Raw genomic sequence first — 26,889 nt, forward strand, 5'->3', positions numbered from 1 at the left:
TGTTTTGTAGTTAAAGCAATTTGCTGATTTTCAATCAAATGAACAACTTTATTATTTATTAATCAAAATGCACAACGGGTAAAACTTATTTGATATATTTATTTAAAAATTGAATAAAAGGATACATGCAAACACTTTTCGAGAACGAAAAATTCAAATGGATTAATTTACAAAATCCGACAAAAATTGAGTTAGATGAAATTGCTACAAAATATTGTTTTCAGAAATTAACGATTGAAGATAGTTTGGAGCCTGGACATTTACCTAAATATGAATCAGATGATTCAAAAGTTTCGTTTTTGTTAATTCGTTTTTTTGATAAAGAACACCGTATGTTGAAAAACACTATTCGAGAATTTAGTCACAAAGTCAGTATTTACATCGGAGCAGATTTTATTGTGACTGTTCATCAAAAGGAAATGGATATTTTTGACAAAATTCAGAAAAAATATTTAGCTAATACTGATCCTTCTAAAATCATTATCAAAGGAATTTTGTATCGTATTATTTCCGAAACCATCAAAACATATGAAGAACCAGCATATCAAATGGACGAAGAAGTCAATCAACTCGAGCATTTAATTTTTACGGATGATTTTAGAAAAATTAAACTTCCTACCTTATATAAAATCAAACGAGAAGCTACAGCTTGCAAAAAAATATTAGATTATACGCTTGAAGCGCTCAAAGAATATCGCGCGGATAACAAAAAGACAAGTTCATCACAGGATTTGTACGAAGAAAACGTAAAAATGTTACACTTGCATTCACAAATTGTAGATGACGTACAAAGTTTGTTAACAATTTATCTTTCGTTAAATGGACAGAAATCTAACGAAATCATGCAAACGCTTACCGTTTTTTCTGCATTTTTCTTACCCTTAACTTTTATCGCTGGAATTTATGGAATGAATTTCGATTTCATGCCCGAGTTAAATTACAAATTAGGCTATCCAATTTGTTTACTTGTCATGTTATTAGTGGTAATTTTTATTTACTTTTGGTTCAGGAAAAAAAAATATTTATAATTCAGTATGATTTTCGTAACGGGAGGAACAGGTTTGGTTGGCGCGCATTTGTTGGTAGAATTGGCAAAAAAGCAACAACCTATTCGTGCCTTAAAACGAAAAACATCGAACACAGAAACCATCCAAAATTTCTTTGCGGAACAAAATGCTTCGCAATTTTATCAATTTATTCATTGGATTGATGGTGATTTGTTGGATGTAACTGAACTTCCGAATTTATTAGACGGGATCGAAACAATTTATCACGCTGCGGCTTTTGTTTCATTTGATGAACGTCAAGAAGAAGAAATTTTCAATACGAATATTTTAGGAACTGAAACTTTGGTAAATGAAGCGATTGATTCTGGCGTGAAAGAATTTTTCTTCATCAGTTCTATTGCTTCGATGGATGATTTGAATCCCGCAACTAAAATGATTGACGAACGTTCTGGTTGGAACAATGGCCTGACGCATTCTTCTTATTCTATCTCTAAATTTAGAGCAGAAATGGAGGTTTGGCGCGCTTCACAAGAAGGCATTAAAGTTATTATTATTAATCCTGGTGTAATCATCGGAACATTGGATACTAAACGTGCAAGCGAAAGTTTATTTCAACAAAATTCGTCAAAAAGCGATTATGCACCTTCTGGTGGAACTGGTTTTGTTGATGTTCGCGATGTGGTGAAGATTTTTTTAGAATTAATTAATCAACAAGCTTACAATCAAAAATTTGTGGTAATTTCTGAAAATAAAAGTTACCGAGAAGTATTTGATTTTGTTTCGATCAATAGCAAACGTTCAGTCAAAAATGTTTCAAATACAACTTTAAAAATCATTAAAAATCTATCTATTTTTAGTCGAATTTTTGGTGGAAAATATATGACAAAAGCGAATTATTATTCGTTGACAACTTATACCAAATACGACAATTCTAAAGTTAAAAATTTGCTTCAATACGAATTTATTCCAATCAAAGAAGCAATTGATTATCATTATAAACGCTTTCAAAAGCTGAATTCTACAAAATAGTTTACTTTTGTTTTATGGAACAACAATTCATTTCAACACTTTCAACAACTGCTTCGGAATTAAAATCAGGAAGCGTTTCTGCTAAAAGTCCATCAAATATTGCGTTGGTAAAATATTGGGGAAAAAAGAAAAATCAAATTCCAACCAATAGTTCAATTAGTTATACGTTAACCAATAGCTATACAGAAACTGAATTAAAATTTTCGCCAAAAACATCGGATGCTTTCGAAGTTGAAGTTTATTTAGAAGGTGAATTGAAAGAAAGTTTTACTCCAAAAATCATAACTTTTTTCGAAAGAATTACGGCTTACATTCCATTTTTGAATCAATTCAAATTTGAAGTTCACACACATAATTCTTTTCCACATAGTTCTGGAATTGCTTCTTCAGCTTCTGGAATGTCGGCAATGGCATTATGTTTAGTTCAAATTGAGAATATTCTTGGCGCAAATTTATCAGAAGAAGACGCCAAGAAAAAAGCTTCTTTCTTGGCTCGTTTAGGTTCTGGAAGTGCTTGCCGTTCGATTTACAAAGGTTTGGTTGAATGGGGAGAAAATGATTTTATCGAAGGAAGCTCAGATTTATTTGGAACAAAATATCCTGATACCGAAATTCATGATGTTTTCAAAACTTTTCACGACACCATTTTATTGATTCACGAAGGACAAAAATCGGTTTCTTCTACTGTTGGTCACAATTTGATGAACGGACATCCGTATGCAGAACGTCGTTTTGTGGACGCAAATGAAAACTTAAAAGCGTTATTGCCAATTTTAAAATCTGGCGATATCAAAGCCTTTGGAGAATTGGTAGAACATGAAGCATTGACATTACACGCCATGATGATGATGTCGAATCCTGCATTTATTTTGATGAAACCAAATACAGTTGCTGCTTTAGAAAAATTGTGGGAATTCCGCCGCGAAACAGGAAATCATTTGTATTTTACATTAGATGCTGGCGCAAATGTACATTTATTGTATCCTTCGCAAGATGCGGAAGCTATTGAAATTTTCATCGAAAATGAATTGAAACAATTCTGTCAAAACGGAAATTATATAAAAGATAAAGTGAGTTTTTAATCACTTCTAAAATAAAAGGTTGTCAATTATTTGATAACCTTTTATTTTTTTATTAATAGTTTCTCCATTAACCCAAAAATAATCAAACTCAAAAAAATACTCATTCCGATAACAACAATAATATTTCCTAAAGCAATTTCGACAGGAAAGAAAACAAATCGTATTGCGGAAATAATTGTTGTAAATAGAACTACTTTTAACCAAAAAATGTAATCAAGTTTAGTATTAGGAAGAATTTGTTTTGGCATTTTATAAATCCAAAAAGCTATAAAAATCGTACCTAAAAAAGTGCTAAAATGTTGTTGAAATTTATACCCTTTTACTTCGAAATTTTTGAAAGGAATTTGAACCCAAGTTTTCTGTAAAGCATGAAAATGTTTCGCAAAAAATCCCCATTCATGGGTAAAAGCATCCAAAAAAAGATGTGAATATGCACCTATTATAATTGAGAGAATTACAATTATCAAATGTTTTTTGAAATAATCAATCCAATCAAAAATTAGGAATTGAGCAAATCGTTCTTTTAAAAAATAAGGTAAACGATGAATTAAAACATCTCGGACAAATAAGTGAAAAACGAAACAATAAATAAGAGCAATTGGTAAATCAAAATACAAAACGCCTCAAAACAAATGACTATACGTCGCTACAATCTCCATTCGAGAGAAATATTCTAAATCTGGCGACATCGAACCAATGATTAATCCCGTCATCGAAAACCAATTCGATTTTAGCTTTTTTAGCGCAAGAACAATTGCTGGATGGCAAAAAGTTAGTGGCATTTAGGTTTTATTTTGATGCAAAGTAAATCAAAATATCCATTAATTACCAAAACGTTTGATGTTAACTTTTCGCTCCTTAATTTTCAAAATAAGCGGTTCATATTCTGTATTTTGTTCCTTTTCTACCGTTACTTTATTCAAATATGTTTTTGCATAAACATGTTCTGGTAAACTATTTTCTACAAGATGAAACGTATAATTTCCGACAGGTAAAAAAGCTGTATATTCACCTCTATCATTTGTTTTAACTGTAAAAACCTGTCCATTTTCGTGATTAAAAATCAATGTAAATCCGAATAAATTTGCCGAAACCTGATACTCCAAATTTGAAGATAATTCATACTCAACTTTTCCTCTCACAATACCAGTTTGTTGCATTGGAATAGAAATAGAAGTCGTTTTCGCATTGATATTAACCGCGAAATCTTGTGCAAACCATTTTTGTCCAGGAAGTTTGATTATATAATTACCATAAGGAACTTTTTTATACTTGATATTTCCTTCTAAATCTGTAATAAAATTCGTTTCATTTATCTTTACATTACGACTATCAGCCACTTTATCACCTTCATCAAAAATACCATTTGCATTGTAATCATAAAACACAAACAAATTCAATGTTCCGTCTTTTACATCTGTCACAGTGCGTTTCGCAGGCAAATTATATTGAACACCAACCTGCAAATAAGTTTGTTTGTTGTTAAAAGTTTTCGAATCATAATGACTAAAATTAGCTTGTGTACTCACAATAAAATTATCAATGGGTTGATAATCTAAAGAAGCTCCAAAAGTTAGAGTATTTCCAAAATTTTTGTCAATATTATAATAAGTAGAAACTGCTGTATTCAATTTTTTTTGAAAAAAGCTTTGACGAAAACTCGCCGAATTTGTAAAACGTTCTAATTGATGATTTAAATTATTCATCGAATAAACTTCTGCAATCATCATACTTCCTCTTTGATAAATTGAGTTTAACTGAAAGTTTTTAACACTCCACGTTAATTGTCCATAAACAATTGGATCAGCATTTCTCAATTCTTTTAGTTCAGAAAATCCTCCCAAAGCATTCAACACCAACTGATGCACACGAGAATTAGACAACCACGTAAATGTTCCGTTCAAATAAGCTGATTTAAAGTCCATCGGCATATACTTAAACGTCTCATAATTCAGAATATTTGATTTTTCTAAATTCAATTTAGGAGAAATCGAAACATTAAAATGACTTGCCAATTTGAATGATATACCCGTCTCAAAACGTAACGCTTTCGACTCATTCGCTTTTGTATAATTCATCAAATATGGATCGATAGATTTCGGATTGTTATTGGTAACCGTTAACGAAGACCACAACGAAAATTTAGAAAACGTTCGTTGAAAACGCTGATTAAGATACAATGCTCCACGTCGCGTCCCCGGATAATACCCCGAACTGTAATAATTGGAACTATAAAAATCAAATTTGCCTATTGTTCCAGAAACATTTGCAGAAATCGACATCGAGTTTTCGACATTGTTCGTCTCTTTAAATTTTGATAAACCATACCCAAATTTCACTGAATGATTCCACTTATTTGGTGTAACCCATTTGTAACCATTTGTCAAAATAAAGTTCGTTGTAGAATAAGTTCTATCAAACAAAGCTGTTGTTTCTAATTCGTTTTTATCTTTTATTAAAAATCGTCCATTCGCAAAAGTTGTGTTGCTATTCTTGAAAACATCGTTCGTCAAATCATCTAATAAATTATAATTTTTTTCGACCGTTCCGACTACAATTCGGTTATCATTCTTATCATAATTATTAAACAACATCACTCCTCGTCCGTTAACTGGAATATCAAAATCGTTGTTATTGATTGATCCGATTAAAATTCCTTTGTCTTTGCGTTGATATTTCACCCAAGAATCTGTCAAAACCATGTCTTGATTCTTATTCCAAGTTGTTCCATTAATATTATATGCAAATTCATTCAACCCAACCGAAAATTCTTGATGAGCCATTAAGTTATAATTCGCATTAGCAGAATTAATATCGCGAGCAGTTAATCGAACATAATTTGAAGAAAAATTGGTCCAATTCTGATTTAGCATTGTTGGATCTATATACACACGATTGGAACTTGCATTCTGTATCGTAAAAAACACATTTCCTGCAAAATCTTTGGTCGTTGTATAACCCGAAACATTTGCCTGAAAACTTTCAATTTTAATCATATCTCGGTCGACATATTTAGAAAATCGAACAATTTTTTCTTGAAAAGCTTCAACTATAAGTCGTTTGTTATTATAAGTATAACTTCCTCTGAAATCAGGAAGTACATTGGTTAACAAAATTTCTTCGGCTTGATTTCCCATATTCATTACTTTTAATTCATAATGAATAGAATCTCCTTCTTGACGGTAAAAAATATTACTCTGGACAGGAAAAATTTTGATGTTTCTCTTTTGCAAAACAACAACTGAAGTAACAGATTTTCCTATTTCTTTTTTACTTAAAAAATCAATAATATTGAATTCTAAATCTAATTTCCCAGCCATTTGCGATTTACTCACCGTAAATTGCATTGGAATAAAAGCCTTCTTGTTTGGATTGATTTTTATTTGAAGATTATCTTGCGAATACGATCTTATAGCCGAAGGAATTTTAAGTCCCAGACGAGCATTTATCGTATCATTGGTTGTATTTTCTAATTGAAGAATAACAGAAAAGTTGTTGCTATCTTCTAATTTAACTTCTTTTATTGTACTAAATTTCAATCCGTTATTTATTGTTTGAGCACGTAAGTTTTGTCCGCTAACAAGGAAAAGCAGAATAAAAAATACGCTTCGAAAATTATGGCTTGAAAAGAACATATTGTTTTACAGAGGTGTAATCGTGTACAACAAAGAAGTTGAATAATTCCCAGGTTTGCTATTCAAAATTTTATTATCCGACGGAGTTGTATAATAAATAATATTATACTTTTTTGAAGCTGTTTTAGAACTATTCGTCATCAATGATTGATTGTAATTCGAAAGTTTTATAACCTTAGAAAGATTATTTGTTTCGATGTCTTTTATCTGAACATTGATTGAATTTAATTCCAAATTCTGTGCATCACTCGATTGTAAATATTGATTAAGCGACGAAACTTGAATATCGTAAGCAGTATCAGAAGAAACTATTAAGCCGTTTTGATATTCTTTCTTCACACCATTTCTATAATCTTGTATTGTATTGAAAACCAATTCTGCATTTACAGCAGAACCATCGACCGCAATAGAAAACGCCGGAGCTGATTCGTAATTTCCGTTTGGACTAATTTGCATTTCAATCGGAAAAAGACTTTTACCAATCAGGGTTCCAAATTCATTCAATAAAGAAAACTCGAATTGAATAGGATAATTGTTCCATGATTTTAGAGCATTTAGATATGTTCCTGCATCAATCACAATATCATAATTCAGTACAATTGCACCATATTTTCCTGCTGGTGTTGCAATTGTTAAAGGTGAACTTCTGATAAAATATTTTGGTGAAAAACTCATCGCGATATTATTCTGAATAACTCCTATTTGATTTAGCGTAGGATAATTCTCTGAATAATATTGAGAAGTTGTATAATTATTAAATTTTAGCTTCAGTTTTTCGACAGGAAATTCTTTTTTCTCAGAATTTACAATAGGCGAAACAACACGCGCAACTAAAGACCAATTTTTATAATTTAAAGCACCAGACATGTGCATTTCTACAGCCACAACATTAGTCACCGTAACTCCACTACTTCCATTTACTTGCACCCAACCTTTATTATGGGCATTTAACGTAAACTGAGCAGACACTGCCATTGTCAACAATAATGTAATTGTTGAAATTATTTTCTGAAACAAATTACTATTTATCATTTGAGAACGTCAATTCAGCAATTTTCAATTGATCATCTTTCTCAAAACTTAAAGTTGAGGTAACAATATACGAGCCTTTTGGCAAATCCTTTGGCAATGGTATATATACAATTCTTTTATCATTGGGTAAACTATAGAAAACTGCATCTTGCAATTTTATTTGTTGACCATTTTCTTGGTTAATGATTTCATTTCTAATCGTTCCTTCGCTCCAAACATTTCCTTCATTCGAAATATTAAGCACCAAACGATTTTCAGTTTTATCGTAAACAAAATTTGTAAACTCTACATTTGTATCACGTGCAATATTTAATCGTTGATAAATTTTGATACCTGTACGAATCGAGAATATAATATTTTCTCCACTTTTATTTTGTCCAGCAATCGGATTTGTTTGCGTGATGTACATCATTGCTGTATGCACACTCTCTGTATTTATCTTTTCTGGAACTTGCATCAGAACTTCTATTTCTTTTGATTCTTTTGGCAAAAGTGTAAATGTATTACTTGGTAAAACTGTGATCCAGTTTGCATTACTTGTTGGTAAAGTATTAGGTTCAGAGACTACATTACCTCCAAACTCATCATACTTCCAATCATTAAAAGAAACAGACAACTCTAATGTATGTGCATCACTTACATTGGTTACCAAAATCTTTTTACGCTCAGACTCACCAGGATTTAACGCAAAATAAGTCCTTGGTGGACTTACAGAAATACCTGATTGTGCACTAATCTTAGTTGAAATGATTAATGCTAAAAAAGAAACGATTGTTAAAAAACGAAGAACTTTCATAAGCAAAAAAAGAAGTGATATTTTTCAATACCACTTCCTGTTTTTTATATTATTGTGCCTCAATTGTATAAGTTACAGTAGTAGTATAAACATTAGGATTCTCAACATTGTAATATTTATTTAGATAAACATTGTTTCCTTCTCCTTTATACGCAACGTTGAATTTTAAAGCTGTACCACCAACTGAGCTAGAAATTAAACTAGCATAAGAATTAGTTAATTTTTCAACTGCAGGAAACTTAGCATCTGTTAATTTATTATCACTTCCTAAACTTGCTTGTAAGTTAATTGTACTTACAGCAATTTTATCTTTAGATATATATTCTAAATTTTCTTTATCAGATTTTACTTTTACAGCAAAACCACCAGTACTATAAACTATTAAGTGGTCTGTCATGTTTGATGTAACACCATTAGAATAATCTTCTTTTGTTTGATATTCTAAGTTAACTGTATTATCAGTACCAATAAGAATAGTTTGAATTGGGTATAATTTTACGTTTAATGTAGCTGTTGCTGTTTTAGGTCCAATCAAATGCGATTGTGCAAATGCTAATCCTGAAGTTAATGTACAGAAAACTGTTAAAAAAAATGCTAATTTTTTCATCATTTTAAAATTTGTTAAAAATTTATTAAAAAATATTTGTTAAATAAACTGGTAGTTTATATATTTAAGATTGGTTATTCTCAAATGCGATGCAAATGTAGAAGTTGTTTTTTATTCTTAAAAGATTAAATCATACCAAAAGATGATGAAAAACGACATTTCTAACTATTTAATTCGGAGTGCTTTGTCTGAATTTAGTCGGAGAAATCCCAGTGTTTTTCTTGAAAAACGCAGTAAAATTGGTCTCTTGAAGGAAATTGAGTTCCAGCGCAATGTCTTTTATTGACATTTTTGAGTTGACTAATAAAATCTTTGCATTTTTCATCAATTCTTCAACAATCATTTCTTTTGCTGTTTTTCCAAAAACGATTTGAGTTGCTTTATCTAACCTTCTTTTTGTAATAAAAAGTTTATCACTGTAAAAAGATACTTGTTTATTTTCCTTGACATTTTCTTGCAAAAGTTTTTTGAATTTTGTCGCAAGTTCTACATCAAAATCATCTTGTATAAATTGGCTTTGCATATCAAATGTTTCCATTTGACCATTGATAATAATACGTTCCAAGAGATTATGAGCAAGCTTCATATCTAATTCATTTTCGAATGCAGTAAAGAAATATTGCAAATAATTAGCCTCAAAAATTGGAGCAGAACAAATTGTATTCTCAACAATATTTATAATATCTCGCGAAAAAAGTGTAGAATTTTCTAACTTCAAGTTCTCTTCGATTGATTTCGAATAAAATTCTTGTTTAAAAACAATATAATAAGCATCAGTACGAGTAGTTTGTTTCACAAATTCTTGAGAGATATTGGGAGCTATAAAAAGAAAATGATTTTTGGGAATCGAATATTCTTTTCCATTTATTTTATGAACAAATTTTTTAGAACCAGACCAGATTATTCCAAAATACTCATCAACAGATAACTCTTTTCTCAATTTTTCTGTATGTAGGATATCATTCAATTCAAATGCAGTTATACCTACATCAAAAACCAAATTATTATAAACTTTACGATTATTCCACAACATACGTCTATACTATTTTATCAGTGTTATCAATGCAAAATTACGACCATTTTTAACCAAATTACTTGATATAAATCAAGTTATAATTTTAGTGCTCCAAAAATAATAAAATACAATATGCTATTTAAGTATTTTAAAAAATTAACTAAAAAAGAAAGCTTATTTTTAATGAATAAAAAAAAGTCTCAATAAATATTGAGACTTTTAAATGTATTATAATGTAGAAATTTTCTAATAACCTTTTGCTCCTTGCTCTCCTTTTAAAATCGCCAATGCAGACGATGTTCCAATTCTTTTCACGCCTAAAGCGATCATTTTTTCAGCTTCTTCTGTTGTGCGAACTCCGCCAGAAGCTTTCACTGGAAGCGAACCTGAATTTTCAAGCATCAATTTAATAACATGCTCATTTGCTCCATTTGGTTCTCCATTTTCAGTTTTATAAAAACCTGTAGAAGATTTTACAAAAACTTTTGATGCTTTTTCTTCACCTGCTTTTTCTAAAACAGTATCACGAATTAATTGTGTTATAGCAACAATCTGTTCATCTGTTAAAGCAGCAGTTTCGATAATCCATTTTACAACTTTACCTTCACGCAATGCGACTAATGTTGCAGCTTCTACTTCTTCTTTTACTTTATCGCTATCATCTTTTTTGAACGCTTCGTAGTTTACTACAAAATCTAATTCATCGGCTCCATCAGCAATTGCTTTTTGCGCTTCTCTCAACTTTTCATTCAAATCGTAAGTCCCTTCAGGAAAACCAATTACAGTTCCCAAAACAACATTCGATTTTTTCTCATCCAATAATTCACGAACTGATCTTACATAATCAGGACGAATCATTACTGCATAGATATCATTATCAATAGCTTCTTGTGCTAACTTATGCACCATCTCTAATGTATCAGAATTCGAAATACCTGCTTGTTCAGGTGTTTTAAGATACGTCGAGTCTAAATATTGATTAATATTCATCTTTGTATATTAAAGTTTTATTTGTCTATCTATTGGTTGCTCCAACGAAATTATAGTTTCTGTACGTGTAACGCCATCAATTTGCTGAATTTTTTTGTTCAACACATTCATTAAATGTAGATTATCACGACTCAAAATTTTAAGGAAAATCCCGTAATTTCCCGTTGTAAAATGAGCTTCCACTACTTCTGGAATCTCTTCCAAAGCTTTCACAACTAATTTATAAGAAGAAGGTTTGTCCATAAAAACACCAACAAATGACATCGTTGAATAACCTAAAATTGCTGGATTTACAATTACTTTAGTTGAATCAATCACACCAGAAGCTTCTAACTTCTTGATGCGTTGATGAACAGCCGTATTTGAGATACCCAACTCCTTTGCCAATTGAGAAACAGGTATGTTTGCATTATCCATAAACGCATTCAGAATCAATTTATCGATTCCATCAATCTCTACCTGACCATTTTCGTGGATTCTCACCTATTCTTAAAATTATACCGCTACAAATTTAATATTTTAAAATGGTATAAACGGGAAAATGGTCGCTATATCCACCGAAATATTTTCCGCCAACAAAAGTTCTGAATGGCAAACCAGTTGATTTTCCGCCTGTATTCTTCAAAAAATCAGCATCAAAAATATCTGTTTTTATATATTCTAAATTTGATTGAGAAGCAAAAAATCCTTTCGAAAAAAGCTGTTGATCAAACAACATCCATTGTTTTCTAAAAATCATCGAACCCCTTTTATACGATTGTAGACTGACCATTGGATTGAATAATTCGTTTCTGTTTATCTCTTCTTGTTTAGAACGCGTATCCAATTCATCAATTAAGTCAGAATTTGTTGGAGAATCATTAAAATCTCCCATCACAACAATTTTTTCCGAATAATTTTCGGTTAACAAATCGTTAATTCTTTTTCGAATCGTTTTAAAAATATGTTGACGTTTTAATTGATTGATCTCTTTATCAATTTTAGAAGGTAAATGAACAATAAAAAGATGAATAACTTCACCAACTAAATTTCCTTTCACATATAAAATATCTCGTGTATAATATTTTGTATCATACTGATCTTTAAAGACAAATCTAATTGGTTCGCTTTCTAAAACTTCAAAAAATTGTTGACGATAAATTAATCCAACATTTATTTTTCTTTCGTCTAATGATTCATATAAAAGTGTTTTATAATCGCCATCTTTCAAAAAATCATTTTGAATCAAATCTTCTAAAACTTCTTCAGTTTCAACCTCAGCCAAACCAACCAAATATGGCAATTCATTTATTTCTAATTTGCCAATTTTAGAGATGCAAAATGCAATCTTATTCACCTTTGTATCATAACGATTATCTTTCCATTTGATAAAATTACTGGGCAAAAAAGATTCGTCTGAAGATTTAGAATAAAAATTTTCGACATTATAAAATGCGATTGTCACTAGATTTTGTTTCAAAAGAATTGTTTTTATGCAAAATTAAGAAAGAAACTAAGTGTATAAAAATTGGTTTCTTAAAAAGAATTAAATAGACAGCTCTTTCAAAAGTGAAATTATACATGAAGTTGAAAAAAAAAACAGTAAAAAATTATCAACTTGAACAATTTTGTTTCAATAAATTATCAACTTGACGACCTATCAAAAATCATGTTAAAAATTATACTAAAATTAGTGTAAATGATTGATTTATGGTCAACTTAATCTGCTAAATATTGTATATTTGCAAAGTTTGCAGTTTCTGCATTCAAAATTGAAAAAATGTATTTTTAATTGACTATTATTAAAATAGTCTCAAAAAAATTTAAAACATAATGTCAAAAATTCATTACACACTTACGGATGAAGCTCCGATGTTGGCAACTCACTCATTTTTGCCAATCGTACAAGGATTCACGAAAACAGCTGATATTACAATCGAAGTTCCAGATATTTCTTTAGCTGGACGTATTTTAGCTAATTTCCCTGAATTCTTAAAAGAAGAACAAAGAATTCCTGATGCTTTAGCAGAATTAGGAGCTTTGGCGACTACTCCGGAAGCAAATATCATTAAGTTACCTAATATTTCGGCTTCTGTTCCTCAGTTAGACGAAGCGATTGCAGAATTGCAGGCGAAAGGTTTTGCTGTACCAAATTATCCAGCTGAACCAAAAAATGAAGATGAAAAAGCAATCAAAGCTAGATACGGAAAAGTTTTAGGTTCTGCTGTAAATCCAGTTTTACGTGAAGGAAACTCTGACCGTCGTGCACCGAAAGCTGTTAAAAACTATGCAAAAGCTAATCCTCACAAAATGGGAGCTTGGGCTACAGACAGCAAAACAGAAGTTGCTTACATGAAATCCGGTGATTTCTATGGTACTGAAAATTCAACTACATTAGAAAACGCAACTGAATATACAATCAAATTTTACGGAGAAGATGGTTCTGTTCAAGAATTAAAATCAGCAGCACCTTTAAAAGCTGGAGAAGTAATTGATTCTTCTGTAATGAACTTAAACTCTTTAAGATCATTTGTTCAAGAAGCTATTCAAGAAGCAAAAGACAAAAACGTATTATTGTCTGCTCACTTAAAAGCAACAATGATGAAAGTTTCTGATCCAGTTATTTTTGGAGCTATCGTAGAAACTTTCTTTAAAGATGTTTTCGTAAAATATGCTGATACTTTCAAAGCATTAGATATTAATCCAAACAATGGTTTAGCAGATTTATTCGAAAAAATAAAAGGTCAACCTCAAGAAGCAGAAGTTAAAGCTGCAATTGAAGCTGATTTAGCAAACGGACCACGTGTAGCAATGGTTAATTCTGATAAAGGAATTACGAACTTCCACGTTCCTTCTGATATTATTGTTGATGCATCTATGGCTGCATTAGTAAGAAACGGAGGTAAAATGTGGAACAAAGATGGTGCTGAAGAAGATACTGTAGCGATCATCCCAGACCGTTCTTACGCTGGTTTCTACGAAGCTGTTGTAGACGATATGAAAGCAAATGGAGCATTAGATCCTACAACAATGGGCTCTGTTCCTAATGTTGGATTAATGGCTCAAAAAGCGGAAGAATATGGTTCTCACGACAAAACTTTCCAAGCTCCTGCAAACGGAACAATCAAAGTTGAAGACGCAAACGGAAACACTTTATTAGAGCAAAAAGTTGAAACTTCTGATATTTTCAGAATGTCTCAAACTAAAGATGCTCCTATTCAAGACTGGGTTAAATTAGCAGTTAACAGATCTCGTTTATCTGATACTCCTGCAATTTTCTGGTTAGATAAAGGAAGAGCTCACGATCAACAAATCATTAAAAAAGTTGAAAAATACTTAGCTGATCACGATACAACAGGTTTAGATATTCGTATCATGGATGTTAAAGATGCGATGAAAGAAACTTTAAGCCGTGCAAGAGAAGGAAAAGATACTATTTCTGTTTCTGGTAACGTTTTACGTGACTACTTAACAGATTTATTCCCAATTTTAGAATTAGGAACTTCTGCTAAAATGTTATCTATCGTTCCATTAATGAACGGAGGTGGATTATTCGAAACTGGTGCGGGAGGATCTGCTCCAAAACACATCGAACAATTCGTAGAAGAAGGTTACTTACGTTGGGATTCTTTAGGTGAATTCTTAGCATTACAAGCTTCTTTAGAGCACGTTTCTCAAACACAAGGAAATGCAAAAGCTCAAACTTTAGCTGATGCTTTAGATGAAGCAAATGCTAAATTTTTAGCAACTGACAAATCTCCAGGTCGTAAATTAGGAACTATCGATAACCGTGGTTCTCACTTTTACTTAGCAATGTACTGGGCAGAAGCATTAGCAAATCAAACAAAAGATGCTGATTTAGCTGCTAAATTTGCTCCTGTTGCAAAAGCTATGGAAGAAAACGAAACAAAAATTAACGAAGAGTTAATTGGTGCACAAGGTAAACCTCAAGATATTGGTGGTTACTACAAAGCAGATTTTGCTAAAACAACTGCTGCAATGCGTCCATCTGCAACATTAAATGCAATTGTTGACGGAATTTAATCCAACAACATTTCTTTATAAATCAAAACCTCGAGAAATTCTCGAGGTTTTTTTGTTAAAGTCTTTTAATTAAATTCATTAACAAAAATTAACATTATTCGAGAAGAAAAATCGTCATTCAATCAAAAGTTATGATAAATTTTAATAAAAAGTATGAATGAAAATCATCTAAATAATGATAATTTTAAGAATTCAAATTCATTCTATTAGATTAATCATTCTCGCATGAAATATATTTATTTACTCGCATTATACTTTTGCTCGATTACAACTTTTGCGCAATCAAAATTGGAAACGGCTATAAAAAGTCTGGATACAAATTACGCTCAAGAAAAAGTTTATTTATTATTTGATAAGAAAGATTATATTGCTGGAGATAATATTTGGTTCAAAGCTTATACATTAAATGGCTACAAACCTAGCTTAATTTCTACAAATCTTATTGTAGAATTATACGATAAAGACAAAAAATTAATCGACCGAAAATTGGTTCCGATTTTAAACGGTGAAAGTGACGGAACGCTAAATACCAAAAACGAAAACGAGGAAGGAATTTACTTTGTAAGAGCCTACACAACGTACATGACTTTCTTCTCAGAAGAATTTCAACATATCAATCAAATTAAAATTTATAATCCAAATTCTAAGTTAAAACTTGTTCCAAATCCAAATTTAAAATGGAATGCAAAAGCTTTTGCTGAAGGTGGAAATTTCATTCAAAATCAGACAACTAAATTTGCTGTAAGACTAAAATCAGACGGAGATTTACCAAAAAAATGGAATGGTTTTGTATTCGAGAAAAATAATCCTGCCAATAAAATTACAACATTTGATAATTTAGATGAGAACGTTGCGACTTTTGCGTTGAGAGCAGAAAAAGGTAAATCTTATCAAGTGCAATTGAATGACGAAAAAGGAAATCAACAAATTATTGATTTACCCGAAGCTAAAAAAGATGGAATTCTGTTGAAAGTTGTTCGAAATAGCAAAGATATTGTGATTCAATTGAAAAGTATCAACCAAGAAAACCCTTTATTGAATCATAAAATTATTGGAACAATTAATAATGAACTTGTGATGAGTTCTCAAATTGTAAAAAGTGTGGAATCGGTTTCAACTTATGTTCCAAAAGAGGTTTTAGACAATGACAAAGGTATTTTGAACATTGCCATTTTTGATGCAAATGATATTCAGGTTGCTCATCGTTTGATATTTATCAATCCAAAAGAATCGTACAAAAAACCTGAAATTTCTTTCGAAACAACGGCTAATCCACGAGAATTAAACACAATTAAGGTAAAATATCCTGAAGAAATTAATTTTTCGGCTGTTATCAAAGATCAAAAAAATAATGATGAAGACAATTTAATTTCTGCAATGTTATTGACGCGAGATTTTAGTTCGAAAATTAATCATCCTACACAATATTTTAAAAATAATGAATTCTCAGAAAATCTGGATGCGCTTTTAATAACAGAAAAATGGAAAAGATTTAATTGGGAAGATTTAGTGGTTGGAAATATCGTAAAACCTACTATTGACAACGATCGTAGATATCTTTCCTACAAAGTGAAAGCATATAATAACGGGAGAGAATTGAGCAATGCTTCGTTGAGTATTATTTATAAAATGCAGAATAATGGAAAAGAATTTGCAACGCTTGATACTGATTATGAAGGAAACTTCGAGATGAATAATTTGTTTTATTATGGGCTAATGGCGATGAATTATTTCTTGAATTCGGAAAATGGAAAATCTGCCAACAACGGAACTTTAACTTTATCTGTTGTGCCAAATTATAAAAGTACAAGTTATAAATCCAAATTGCCTGCAACGCCTTATTTATTAGAAGAAATTACGAATAAAGAAGAAGTCGAGAAGCAGAATACGTATAAACAGAACATCAAAATCATCAATGATAAAAGTATTCGTCTGAAAGAAGTTGTTGTAAAAGCGGATAAAAAATCGAAAACTGAGAAGCTGAACAATGAATTAAGTAGCGGAATGTTTAATAATATAAACGAAACGGTGATAGATTTTGTAAACGAATCTCAGCCAATAGAAGGTTATACAAATATTATGGACTTTTTAGCGGGACGAGTTGCAGGATTAACGGTTTCTAATGGAGTTCCTAAAATTAGAAATTCTGAGGCTGCAATTTATTGGAACGAAATGAAAATGACTGCGGATAATATAACCAGCATTAATCCTAGAGATATTGCAATGGTAAAAATTTTCAAAGGTGCTGGTTTACTTGGAAATGCAATTGCGATTTACTCGAAACGAGGAAGTGATGCGCCAGTTGATAACACGCCGATGTTACCAAATAATTTAATTCAGATTGGTGGCTACAATCAATCTCTGCCATATTTTAACAATGATGATTACGAATCGCTTTACAACGATGTTCCGAATGACATAAGAAGTACTTTATTTTGGAATCCTAATTTGTATACAGCTCCAGGAGAAGACACAGAAATAGAATATTTCAACAACGATAAACCAAAAGATTATCAATTAACTATAATTGGTTTCGATGAAAAAGGAAATCCTGTTTATTATGAAGGAAAAATAAATTAAATCAAAAACCTCAAGAGATTCTCGAGGTTTTTGGTTTTAATCAAATTCGTCGATAATATAGTAGGGTTTGTCGATTTTAAAGTTCAAAAAGAATCGATTTGGAGAATATTTGTTTAAAATTAATTCAACATGAAAACATTTATTCAACTTATCATTTTATTTAGCGCTAGTTTTCTATTTGCTCAAAACTATACACTAACAGGCGAAGTTATGGAGCAAAATAAAGCGCTTCCTTATGTTGACATTACCTTATCTAATCAAGACACAATTATCAATTTAACAACAGATGAACTTGGAAAATTCGCTATTGAAGCAAAGAAAAATACGTACAAATTTGAAATCAACTATTTTGAAGAAATTGTTTTTCAGAAAGATATTCAATTGAATAATTCTATCGATTTAGGAAAGATTGAAATTAAAACATCTACAAACTTGAAAGAAGTTGTCGTTGGAGCAGAAAAGAAAATCATGGAACGAAAAATCGATCGGTTTGTTTTCAATGTAGAAAATTCTACTTCAGCGGCTGGCGGAACTGCAATGGATGTTTTGCGCGTCACTCCTGGTTTGAATGTAACAAATGATAATATTGCGGTTTCTGGAAAAAATTCTGTAATGGTTTTGATTGATGACAAACCAACTTATATGTCACAAACGGATTTGATTAATTATTTGGAAAGTATTAGCGCTTCTGATATTTCAAAAATTGAAGTCATTACGACTCCGCCTGCAAAATATGAAGCAGAAGGAAATAGTGGAATTATAAATATTGTAACAAAAAAAATAAAAAATAATAGCTGGAATTCCACTATTGGAGCATCATATACGCGAAGTAAAAGAAACACAGAGCGCTACAATGCAGCTTACAATTTACAAAAAGATAAATGGACAGTTCAGACTTCGTTGAATGCTGGAGATAGAAGATTTCTGAGAACATGGAACAACGAATTATTTTTCTCTGATGCGCGCAGACACAACATTTCTTACACAGATTATATCAACAAATATCTAGGAGGACGATTCTCTGTTGATTATAAATTAACCGATAAATGGACAATTGGTTCTAAATTTTCATTCAACAATTCGAAATATAATTCAGAAAATCCACAAGAAATGTTTTTCAAGAATTTAACGAACGAAGTTTATCAAACAAATAAAGGAAATTCATTCGAAAATGGTAAGACGAATCAATCTTTGGTCAATCTTTATTCTGAATTTGCACTTGATTCATTAGGTAAAAAGATTTCATTTGATGCCGATTACGCCAATTATTCATCTCCTATGAATAGAACTTATGCAACCAATTCTTACAAAAATAATCAGTTAATAGAAGATTCTTTTTTTGGTGGAAAAAGTAATTTAAACAATCGTATTGAGAATTTTTCATCTAAAATTGATGTAGAACTTCCTTTAACAAATTTCAATTGGAGTTTTGGGGCTAAATTTTCGCAATCAAAATCAAATAATTTGGTTGAAGCATATAAAGCAGACGAAAATTACAACTATACATTTGATGAAAATTTGTCGAATCTTTTCAAATACAAAGAAAATAACGAAGCAATTTATTTGAACGGAAGTAAAAAGTTTGGAGAAAAATGGCAGATGCAAGCTGGTTTGAGATTAGAAGCAACACAAACAGAAGGTTTTTCGAGAGAAAATAATCAAACGAATAAAACAGATTATATCAAACTGTTTCCGTCATTTTATTTGTTGCATACTTTTGATAAAAGTAAAAGTTTAGGAATTAATTATTCGCGTCGTATCAATCGTCCAAATTACGAAAGTTTAAATCCTTTTCGAATGATACAAAACGAATATGTTTACAACGAAGGAAATCCTTTTTTGAAACCAGCTTTTACACACAATTTAGAACTTACTTTTACTTACAAAAAATTTGATACTCGACTTTATTATTCAAGTTTGAGAGATGGTGTCAATCAAGCTTCAATCATTGATGAGAACACAAAACATAATACTTTTGTTTGGATGAATTTTGTAGATTCGGATAGCTTTGGTTTGAGCCAAAATATGACGATAAATCCTACAAAATGGTGGTCAAGCGTTACTACTTTTGAAGTTTCTTATTCGAGCGCAAATGTTGCAATTTCTTCTAAGCGATTCAAAGGTTGGTCGAGTTCATTATTTTCGACAAATGATTTTACGCTTAATCAACAAAAAACGATGTTTATTAACTTGATTTATTTTCAAAATTTTGGAGAAACTTTCCAAAATTATAAACTAAAACCTTATGCTCGTTTCAATCTTTCGTTCAAATATTTGATGTTAGATAAAAAATTAGAATTGAGTTTGAATGCAACAGATATTTTCAAAGCGCAAGAATATTTATCACAAAATAACAATGGAATCGTACAAACTTTTGCGAATGTATGGGATACTCAAAGCATAAGAATTGGATTGAATTATAAATTCGGAAGTAATAAATTATCAGTAAAAAATCGCGAAACTGGAAATCAAGATGAAGTAAATAGAATGTAAAAATAATAATAAAAGACGATTTTATAAAATCGTCTTTTATTATTTAAAACCTCGCTTGTACTTGCACACTTCCCGTATGTATTGGTTTATTTTCTTCAGTTTTTCGTCCATCATACGAAATATTCAATTGCAAAAAACTTGTGATTTGTCGTTGGATTTGCAACTGCCAAACAAAATTATTTCCAGCACGTAAACCTTCCATCATTTGATTTCCAACAACAGATTCTTGGTTTCCGATAAATTTATTGTTGATAAAACTAAAACTTCCCAACAAACTCATTTTATCCGAACCGTTCCATTGAATTTCTGTTCCCAAATCCGACTGATTTAATTGCTCTTCACCCGAAACATTCTTCTTATTTTGATAATTATAAAACAACGACGCAACAAGATTTTTTTCTGTTTGATAAGTCATTTTTGGGGATAAACGAAGATTATTTAACTTATATCGTCTACTCAAAAATAATTCAGAATCGCTGTTAATCACCATATATTCAGTATCTAAACTTGCGATTAAATTTTGCAAAATCTTATAACGCGCTTGCAACAAATAACTGTCTGAATCACGGTATTCAGAACCTGTGTAAACATATGTTTGAGATTCTTGTTGATTGTAAATAAAATTTGACGACCATTTATATTGTGTTCCTTGATTAAAGAAAATCGACGAACGAATACTTCTTGTTTTACCCAAAATTTGAGCCGAATTGGTAAAAGGATTCCATTCTAATGTCGTTCCTTCTTTGCGCAACGAGTTACTTGCCGAGATATTTTGCTGAAACATCCAACGATTCCAGAATTCATTTTCGGTATCAAAAACTTGTTTTGGACGAAAACGCAACGTAAAATTGAATTGATTTTTATTCGTTTTCAAATACTCGATTGTATTCGTATACACGCGAATATAATTTGCTTGGTCGATAAATTCTGCCACTTCAAACTCATCAATTTGCTCAATTCCATCGCCGTTATAATCCGTCCATTTGTAAATTCCCATTCCATCCGAAACTTTTACATACTGAAATTCACGCTGAGGTTCCACACCGCTAGCCACTTCATAATCTACATTTAATTGTAAACCTTGATTGAAAAAAGCTTTGTACCATTTTACGCTTCCTGTCATAAAATCTTCGTTCGGCGCATCTAAAAATTTATAATTAACTCGTCGATAATGAAAATTTAAACTTAATTGATGATTTTGTTTTTGAATTAAAGTTGAATTAAAAATAGCTCCTTTACTTTGTTGAATATTTTGCCAAGTCTCAAAACGAACCGAATCATCTTGACGTTGATAAACCGTCAAATCGATTTTATGACCAAGCGAATCTGCAAAACCTCCTTTCAACTGAAATTCATTCCATTTAAAACTTAAATCTGATTTTTGATTTTTTGTCAAATCATCCATGTCATTATTCTCGCCCCAAACTCTCGCTCCAACCCAAAATTTATTTCCAATTTTTCGTTTTCCATCTACCATATAACGCGCAAAATTGGTATTTTGAAGCGTTGCTTTTGTTGATAAAATATTTGCTTGCGCAACGATTTCGTCTTTTTCAGTTTTATAATTTGCATCAAGTTGATTTCTCAAACCTTTGTACAAACCAGTATTTTCAAGATAATCGAATTTATATTGTGCATTAAATTTTTCTTTCCAAGATGAATTGATTTTTGCTGTGATAAAATTCTGATTTACGCCACTTAATTCTTGTTCCAAATTAAAATCTCGTGCAAATTCAACAGCTCGTAAACGCTCTGCACTTTTATAATTTTTATTAATAAAATTCCATTCCGCATAAGGTGTAATTTTCCAATTTTTGAAAGAAAATGTTTTTTCACCATAAACACGAGTTGCTAAACCAGAATTGTTTTGATCATCAATCGATGAAAATAAATTTTGATCATAATTACTCAAACCTAAATTAAAACCAACATTTCCATTATTTCTCAATTGATATTGTCCATTCAACGTATAAATCTGCAACTTTTTAGGCGAAATTAATTGCTTTATTGGTTCATAATCACCTTGTAAAACTCCAGCAATTGCTTCGTTATATTGAAAGACTTTCCCATTTTGATTCGCATTTATTTGTCGATAATTTCCTTGATTAGCGCCAACATACGTGAAAGCCACTTGATACAATTCATCGTTTGGATCCGTCGAATATTCAAAAATATCTAATCCATTTTGATTTACTTTTCGATACAAGATTTTATTCGAATCATACGTCGTTTTCTCTGCAGAAATGGTGTACATTTTATCTGGATCATTCCCTGCATTTGCCAAAATTTGCTTTTCAGCATCTGTCAAATCATTTCCAAGTGAATTATTCTTCGAATCTCCTTGAGAAAAGAAAAAACCTGACAATTTCAATCGTTCCGATTCGTATTCAGCTCCACCATAAAGTAAAACTTGTGAATAATTTCGAGAATTGTACAAATACTCCACATTAATACGCGTATTTGCGGTAATCAATCGGTTTGAAGTGAAAGAAATTTCTCCTGTATTGTAATTAATTACATAATCATTTTGCTCGCCACGCTCCAACAAAACACCATCAATATATACTTTTTCACTTCCCGAAATAATAATCACATACAATTCATTATTCTTTCCAGAAAGCCTGTAAGGACCTTGATTTCCGTCTTGTCCAACAAAATTAACACGCATAAATTCACCTCGTGTAATGCTTCCAGAAGCAAAAATATTGGTCGACGATTTTTCGCTTTTTAACTGAGTTGACAATTGTAAACCTGTTACTTTTTGATTAAATGGATTGAAAAAATCTCGTTCTTGATTGGTATTAATATCAATATGTCCAGCTCTAATTTTCGAATTTTTACTGGCTAATTCGATGTAAACTTTATCAAATTCTTGCAAATTTTGCGTGTATCCATCCGATTCTATTGGCACATTATTATCCGCAATCGCCGCATTTACTGTAATATCATCCGATAATTTTCCAGACAATTCCAAATCCAACGAAGATTGCACAGACGCACTTTGATTATTCCCGAAACGAATACCGCGAATCATTGATCCTTTGCTATTCAAACCATCAAAAACATCTTTGTTCGCTTGTTTTGAATTCGATTTTATTTGATGAAAAATATCAACTGGTTTTGCATCATTAACAATGATATTCGGATTTTTGGCATAAAAAACAGATTCGGCTAATTTTGGATTAACAAAATACTGAATTTTCACCATTTGTTTGGCGATTGAAGAATTGAAATAAACTTCGTTTCGTTCGAAATTTATAGTATAAAATTCTTTTGAAATTGGATTTCCTGTTGAATCTAAAATTTGAAATTTTTCGGATAAAATTCCTTTATTTTGCAGCTTTATCGTATCAGAAAGTTGAACAGAATCTTGTCTAAAATTAGGATTTTTCCACCCAAAATGTTGAGCGAAAACAAAACTGTTCACTAACCAAAAACATAGAAAAAATAGAATCCGAAACTGCAAAAGATTTTATTAGAATAACGGAAATTTAAGCTAAAAATTTTATTCGAAATTTAATCACTTTTTTTGAATCAAATAATAGTTTCTTTTGATACGATCGTTATAATTTTTTTGATTTTTTGAAGAATGATTCAAATCAACCACACCAATTTTTTTGATTGAATAATTATTGAAATGATCTGCAAAAAAAGTAGAATCTGACGGACTTGCTAACATTCCAAATTTCTCTTCTTTCGGAAAGATAGTTTTCTTTCCATCGTTAATTGCAGGAATTGAAGTCCCATAATCCAATACTATTTCAGGAACAAAACTTTGCCATTCGTATGTTTTAATTTGATTATGTTGTTCTAATTTTTTTAGATTTTTGGCAGAAGAATATAACTCTTCGGAAAAAGTTAATTTGGAAAGTGGAAATCCAAACGCAACAACTGAGCACATCAATAAAATAGTTAAGTAAAATATCTGTTCGAATGATTTTACCTTTAATCCTTTAAAAATTGAGATTCCTAAAATTAATCCAACAATAGCAAAAGGAATCGACCAAACTAAAAATTCTGACAAACGATCTTTTGTGTAAATAAAAACACCAACTGAAATTACGATTCCTATTATTCCGTATAAACCAAACGCAAAATTGGTAAAATATCGTTCAGTTATATTTGATAAATTTTTGAATTCTAATCGTAAATATTCGATATAAAAGCCAATATTCATCCCTAATGGAATTAAAACTGGCAATAAATATCTTGATTTTTTTTCTGGAATTACAGACAATAAAACCACCGATAAAATTGTCCATAACCAAGCAAATTGATAAGCTTTTTTGTTGGCAACTTTATTTTTGAGATAAGGATAAATTAAACTTACCAAAGCTGGAATTGTCCATAAACCCGATTGTGTAAAGAAACTCCAATAGTAATAAAATGGACGAGTATTGTAGCTGTGCCAATTGTTTACCTCCTTTTGAGAAGCGGCTAAAAAATGTTCTGCATCAAAGTATTTAACATACATCATCCATGCAAATCCTACGACGCAACCTAATATTATCGTTAAAATTGTGATTCCTAAATTTCTTCCTAATTTGTATCTATAAACAATAAAATAAGCAATTAAAAACGGTAAAAATAACGCATACAAGGAAACTGGACCTTTGCTCATTATCGAACATCCTAACAAGAAAAATGCAACAATAAAGTTGAAAAAATTAAATTTTGATGATTGAAATTCTTTTACCAAAAACAATATCGCTCCCATCACAAAACTATGTGTGTACATGTCCCAATTGTTGTCTCTTCCAGAGAAAAACACGTAAAATGAAGTAATTAAAACCAATGAAGAATTAACAACTTGTTGTTTTGTTAAATCGAAATGCGTTAATGTTTTATAGAACCAAACGACTAATAAAATGGTAATTAGAACAACTGGAATGCGTAGCCAAAAAAAGTTTTCGAAACCAAAAACACTTCCAAAAACAGCTGTAATCCAAGTTGGTAAAGGTGGCTTTTCATAACGAGGCAAACCGTTAAGCGTGGTAAAAATCCAATTTCCATCGTGTACCATTTCTCGCGCCGAAATAATGTTTCGAGCTTCCATAATGTTGGTTTGTAAAGCGCCAAGATTGACAAACAACATCAAAATTGTTACGATGATTAAAAATAAAACTGAATTTTGCTTAATCCACTGAACCATTTTTTTCTTTTCGTTTGATTAATATATTTCGAGCATAAACGATAAATCCCATAAAATGACCAACAAATAAAACGGGATCTTTTCGAATAATCGCGTAAATTAAAATCAACAATGATCCTGTTAAACTAATTGCCCAAAATCCCATTGGTAATTGCGATTCGTGTTTTCGTTCGGAATAAATCCATTGATAGACGAAACGAAATGTAAAAAGTACCTGAGATACGACTCCTAAAAATAAAAGCCACATCGGAATTTTTTCGTTTTTGAATAATAAATCTACATCAAAAATTCCGTTATTGAAGCCATAAAAAACAATTAATACAGGAAAAATATACAGAAAAATACGTACTATTTTTGGAAATTCTTTCCAATGATTTTGAAGTTGAATATTTCTGATATAGATATAATACGTCAATGTTTGTCCCAACATAATTGAAAAATCATGACGCAAATAACCATATAAAAATAGCAAAACAGAGGCAAACAAGCTAACTTCCCAAAATAATTTTGGTGTAAGAACTTTTTTATTCTTTTCGGAAACAATCCATTGTAAAATAAGACGACTCGAAAAAAGTGCTTGTGCAAGAAATCCAATACTGATGATAACCCAATTTGGCATTATGCTCTTTCTTGAATTTTATAATTGATGTATTTTTTCTTCATCCAAACAAATGCAAAACAATCCATTAACGGTCCTAATAAACGATTCCATAAATTGAATTTTGATTCGCCTGCTATACGTGGAAAATGTTTGACAGGAACTTGAGTTACTGTTCCGTTTTGTAATAAAATCATAGCTGGTAAAAATCGGTGCAATCCTTTGAACATCGGAATTTTTTTCGCTTTTTCAGCATCTATAACTTTTAATGGGCAACCTGTATCATCCATTCCGTCATTGGTAAATGCTCTACGAATAGAATTGGCAATTTTAGATGACATATTTTTCACGAAAGAATCTTTGCGATCTGCACGAACACCAGTCACCAAATCAAATTGATCTGCTAACTCTAATAATTTATTGAAATCTTCTGGATCTGTCTGTAAATCTGCATCAATATAACCAACCCATTTAGATTTCACTGTATCAAAACCAGCTTTTATAGCAGCAGATAAGCCATAATTTTTGTCAAAAGAAATATAATGAAAAGCTTGATTTCTACTACAAATCTCTTTCATAAGAGCCAAACTTTTGTCTTTAGAACCATCATTAATCAATAAAATTTCAGTCTGTTTTATTGACTTTGACAGATATTGATTCATTGTTTCTTCCAATCTTATCAAGTTATCTTCCTCATTATAAATTGGGATAACAATTGTAAACTCTGTTGACATTTTTATATTATTTCAAAGGACAAAGCTATGAAATTATCAAACGAAATTAAAATATTTTTATAGAAATTAATTTACTCTATATCAAATCAATATAAATTTTATTCAATGATAAAAAA

18 protein-coding genes and 1 pseudogene are annotated in these 26,889 nt (G+C 30.8%); 6 read left to right on the forward strand and 13 right to left on the reverse strand.

Features of this window, described 5'->3' with window-relative positions:
- The first annotated feature begins 125 nt into the window (after window positions 1-125).
- Genes B4L98_RS06500 through B4L98_RS06510 form a run of 3 tightly spaced genes read left to right on the forward strand, consistent with a single transcriptional unit; the run spans window position 126 to window position 3,118 of the window.
- Window positions 126-1,028 carry a CorA family divalent cation transporter gene (locus tag B4L98_RS06500; protein ID WP_291077848.1) on the forward strand — a complete coding sequence of 301 codons (903 nt, stop codon included), beginning with the start codon at window positions 126-128 and terminating at the stop codon, window positions 1,026-1,028.
- Window positions 1,029-1,034: 6 nt separating this feature from the next.
- Window positions 1,035-2,036 (forward strand): NAD-dependent epimerase/dehydratase family protein, encoded by a 1,002-nt coding sequence (locus tag B4L98_RS06505; protein WP_291077849.1) that lies wholly within the window; start codon window positions 1,035-1,037, stop codon window positions 2,034-2,036.
- Between the two features lie 14 nt (window positions 2,037-2,050).
- The gene (locus tag B4L98_RS06510) at window positions 2,051-3,118 is read left to right on the forward strand and encodes a diphosphomevalonate/mevalonate 3,5-bisphosphate decarboxylase family protein (RefSeq protein ID WP_291059717.1); all 1,068 of its coding nucleotides are present in this window, start codon (window positions 2,051-2,053) and stop codon (window positions 3,116-3,118) included.
- 41 nt (window positions 3,119-3,159) lie between these two features.
- Here B4L98_RS06510 and B4L98_RS06515 read toward each other — a convergent pair.
- The 9 genes and pseudogenes from B4L98_RS06515 to B4L98_RS06555 form a co-directional block, all read right to left on the reverse strand.
- A pseudogene (locus B4L98_RS06515) lies at window positions 3,160-3,900 on the reverse strand (DUF4184 family protein).
- A gap of 39 nt (window positions 3,901-3,939) precedes the next feature.
- On the reverse strand, window positions 3,940-6,657 hold the full coding sequence (locus tag B4L98_RS06520; protein ID WP_291077850.1) for a hypothetical protein: 2,718 nt from the start codon (window positions 6,655-6,657) through the stop codon (window positions 3,940-3,942).
- Between the two features lie 102 nt (window positions 6,658-6,759).
- A complete protein-coding gene (locus B4L98_RS06525; protein WP_291077852.1) occupies window positions 6,760-7,785 on the reverse strand; it encodes a hypothetical protein in 1,026 nt (341 codons plus the stop codon).
- The gene (locus B4L98_RS06530) at window positions 7,775-8,581 is read right to left on the reverse strand and encodes a molecular chaperone (protein ID WP_291077854.1); all 807 of its coding nucleotides are present in this window, start codon (window positions 8,579-8,581) and stop codon (window positions 7,775-7,777) included. The genes B4L98_RS06525 and B4L98_RS06530 overlap by 11 nt, the downstream gene beginning before the upstream one ends.
- A 49-nt stretch (window positions 8,582-8,630) precedes the next feature.
- Window positions 8,631-9,188 (reverse strand): hypothetical protein, encoded by a 558-nt coding sequence (locus tag B4L98_RS06535; protein WP_291063625.1) that lies wholly within the window; start codon window positions 9,186-9,188, stop codon window positions 8,631-8,633.
- A 169-nt stretch (window positions 9,189-9,357) separates the two neighbouring features.
- Window positions 9,358-10,221 carry a helix-turn-helix domain-containing protein gene (locus tag B4L98_RS06540; protein WP_291077856.1) on the reverse strand — a complete coding sequence of 288 codons (864 nt, stop codon included), beginning with the start codon at window positions 10,219-10,221 and terminating at the stop codon, window positions 9,358-9,360.
- A gap of 228 nt (window positions 10,222-10,449) precedes the next feature.
- Entirely contained in the window at window positions 10,450-11,193 is a 744-nt protein-coding gene (deoC, locus tag B4L98_RS06545) for a deoxyribose-phosphate aldolase (protein ID WP_291077858.1), read from the reverse strand.
- A 9-nt stretch (window positions 11,194-11,202) separates the two neighbouring features.
- Entirely contained in the window at window positions 11,203-11,676 is a 474-nt protein-coding gene (locus B4L98_RS06550; protein WP_125350002.1) for an Lrp/AsnC ligand binding domain-containing protein, read from the reverse strand.
- 28 nt (window positions 11,677-11,704) lie between these two features.
- Complete coding sequence (locus B4L98_RS06555; protein ID WP_291077860.1) at window positions 11,705-12,652, reverse strand: endonuclease; 948 nt, start codon at window positions 12,650-12,652, stop codon at window positions 11,705-11,707.
- 353 nt (window positions 12,653-13,005) lie between these two features.
- Between B4L98_RS06555 and B4L98_RS06560 the strand changes: the two genes are divergently transcribed.
- The 3 genes from B4L98_RS06560 (at window position 13,006) to B4L98_RS06570 (ending at window position 20,289) form a co-directional block, all read left to right on the forward strand.
- Window positions 13,006-15,216, forward strand: coding sequence for an NADP-dependent isocitrate dehydrogenase (locus B4L98_RS06560; RefSeq protein WP_291077861.1), 2,211 nt, complete (start codon window positions 13,006-13,008; stop codon window positions 15,214-15,216).
- A 225-nt stretch (window positions 15,217-15,441) separates the two neighbouring features.
- Window positions 15,442-17,796, forward strand: coding sequence for a hypothetical protein (locus B4L98_RS06565; protein WP_291077862.1), 2,355 nt, complete (start codon window positions 15,442-15,444; stop codon window positions 17,794-17,796).
- 129 nt (window positions 17,797-17,925) lie between these two features.
- Window positions 17,926-20,289, forward strand: a complete 2,364-nt coding sequence (locus B4L98_RS06570) for a TonB-dependent receptor domain-containing protein (protein WP_291047871.1) — start codon at window positions 17,926-17,928, stop codon at window positions 20,287-20,289.
- Between the two features lie 43 nt (window positions 20,290-20,332).
- On the opposite strand, the gene B4L98_RS06575 is transcribed toward B4L98_RS06570, so the two are convergent.
- The 4 genes from B4L98_RS06575 to B4L98_RS06590 all read right to left on the reverse strand — a co-directional run bounded on the left by B4L98_RS06575 (window position 20,333) and on the right by B4L98_RS06590 (window position 26,773).
- Window positions 20,333-23,716 carry a hypothetical protein gene (locus tag B4L98_RS06575; RefSeq protein WP_291071239.1) on the reverse strand — a complete coding sequence of 1,128 codons (3,384 nt, stop codon included), beginning with the start codon at window positions 23,714-23,716 and terminating at the stop codon, window positions 20,333-20,335.
- A gap of 93 nt (window positions 23,717-23,809) precedes the next feature.
- Window positions 23,810-25,441 carry an ArnT family glycosyltransferase gene (locus B4L98_RS06580; RefSeq protein ID WP_291077864.1) on the reverse strand — a complete coding sequence of 544 codons (1,632 nt, stop codon included), beginning with the start codon at window positions 25,439-25,441 and terminating at the stop codon, window positions 23,810-23,812.
- On the reverse strand, window positions 25,425-26,060 hold the full coding sequence (locus B4L98_RS06585; RefSeq protein ID WP_291077866.1) for a lipid-A-disaccharide synthase N-terminal domain-containing protein: 636 nt from the start codon (window positions 26,058-26,060) through the stop codon (window positions 25,425-25,427). Before B4L98_RS06585 ends, B4L98_RS06580 begins: the two co-directional genes overlap by 17 nt.
- A complete protein-coding gene (locus tag B4L98_RS06590; protein WP_221855457.1) occupies window positions 26,060-26,773 on the reverse strand; it encodes a glycosyltransferase family 2 protein in 714 nt (237 codons plus the stop codon). The genes B4L98_RS06585 and B4L98_RS06590 overlap by 1 nt, the downstream gene beginning before the upstream one ends.
- Window positions 26,774-26,889: the final 116 nt, after the last annotated feature.

It is taken from the genome of Empedobacter sp. UBA5528 (assembly GCF_002426075.1).
In the GTDB taxonomy this organism is placed as follows: Bacteria; Bacteroidota; Bacteroidia; order Flavobacteriales; family Weeksellaceae; genus Empedobacter; species Empedobacter falsenii_B.

Coding starts and splice junctions, on each gene's coding strand:
- B4L98_RS06500 (WP_291077848.1), top strand. CDS start 126: ATGCAAACACTTTTCGAGAACGAAAAATTCAAATGGATTAATTTACAA.
- B4L98_RS06505 (WP_291077849.1), top strand. CDS start 1,035: ATGATTTTCGTAACGGGAGGAACAGGTTTGGTTGGCGCGCATTTGTTG.
- B4L98_RS06510 (WP_291059717.1), top strand. CDS start 2,051: ATGGAACAACAATTCATTTCAACACTTTCAACAACTGCTTCGGAATTA.
- B4L98_RS06525 (WP_291077852.1), bottom strand. CDS start 7,785: ATGATAAATAGTAATTTGTTTCAGAAAATAATTTCAACAATTACATTA.
- B4L98_RS06530 (WP_291077854.1), bottom strand. CDS start 8,581: ATGAAAGTTCTTCGTTTTTTAACAATCGTTTCTTTTTTAGCATTAATC.
- B4L98_RS06535 (WP_291063625.1), bottom strand. CDS start 9,188: ATGAAAAAATTAGCATTTTTTTTAACAGTTTTCTGTACATTAACTTCA.
- B4L98_RS06540 (WP_291077856.1), bottom strand. CDS start 10,221: ATGTTGTGGAATAATCGTAAAGTTTATAATAATTTGGTTTTTGATGTA.
- deoC (WP_291077858.1), bottom strand. CDS start 11,193: ATGAATATTAATCAATATTTAGACTCGACGTATCTTAAAACACCTGAA.
- B4L98_RS06560 (WP_291077861.1), top strand. CDS start 13,006: ATGTCAAAAATTCATTACACACTTACGGATGAAGCTCCGATGTTGGCA.
- B4L98_RS06565 (WP_291077862.1), top strand. CDS start 15,442: ATGAAATATATTTATTTACTCGCATTATACTTTTGCTCGATTACAACT.
- B4L98_RS06570 (WP_291047871.1), top strand. CDS start 17,926: ATGAAAACATTTATTCAACTTATCATTTTATTTAGCGCTAGTTTTCTA.
- B4L98_RS06580 (WP_291077864.1), bottom strand. CDS start 25,441: ATGGTTCAGTGGATTAAGCAAAATTCAGTTTTATTTTTAATCATCGTA.
- B4L98_RS06585 (WP_291077866.1), bottom strand. CDS start 26,060: ATGCCAAATTGGGTTATCATCAGTATTGGATTTCTTGCACAAGCACTT.
- B4L98_RS06590 (WP_221855457.1), bottom strand. CDS start 26,773: ATGTCAACAGAGTTTACAATTGTTATCCCAATTTATAATGAGGAAGAT.